This window comes from Tsukamurella conjunctivitidis, from assembly GCF_007858475.1.
Taxonomy (GTDB): Bacteria; Actinomycetota; Actinomycetes; order Mycobacteriales; family Mycobacteriaceae; genus Tsukamurella; species Tsukamurella conjunctivitidis.
Map to the genome: position 1 here is coordinate 1 of NZ_VIGX01000334.1, position 504 is coordinate 504.

General features: G+C 63.9%; 1 protein-coding gene. It reads left to right on the forward strand.

The annotated features are described in order from the left end of the window. Nucleotides 1-504 (forward strand): TIM-barrel domain-containing protein (locus tag FK530_RS25650; RefSeq protein WP_331456388.1); only part of this gene is annotated, 504 nt, incomplete at both ends.

Sequence of the window (504 nt, forward strand, 5' to 3'; positions counted from 1 at the left end):
TGGGGCACTACGACTTCGACCACATCCGGTACCACGCGGGTCCCGGACAGAAGGTGACGAACCTGTATCCCCTGGAGTACGCCAAGACCTTCTACGAGGGAATGGAGGCGGAAGGCCAGGAGAACATCGTCAACCTGTTGCGTTGTGCGTGGGCGGGCAGTCAGCGCTACGGGGCCCTCCTGTGGTCCGGCGATGTCCACTCGACCTTCGAGACGCTGCGTCGTCAGGTCAGCGCAGGCCTCAATGCCGGACTCTCGGGGATCCCGTGGTGGACCACGGACATCGGGGGATTCACCGGAGGCAATGGTGAGGATCCCTCCTTCCGTGAACTGCTCGTGCGGTGGTTCCAGTTCGGCGTCTACTGCCCTGTGACGCGCCTGCACGGCTTCCGCAACCCCATCGACTTCGACATCACGGATGCCTGGCGGAAGTTCGGGGAGCCGTTCGGGTCGGGAGCGGACAACGAGCTGTGGAGCTACGGCGAGGACGTCTACCGGATCCTCA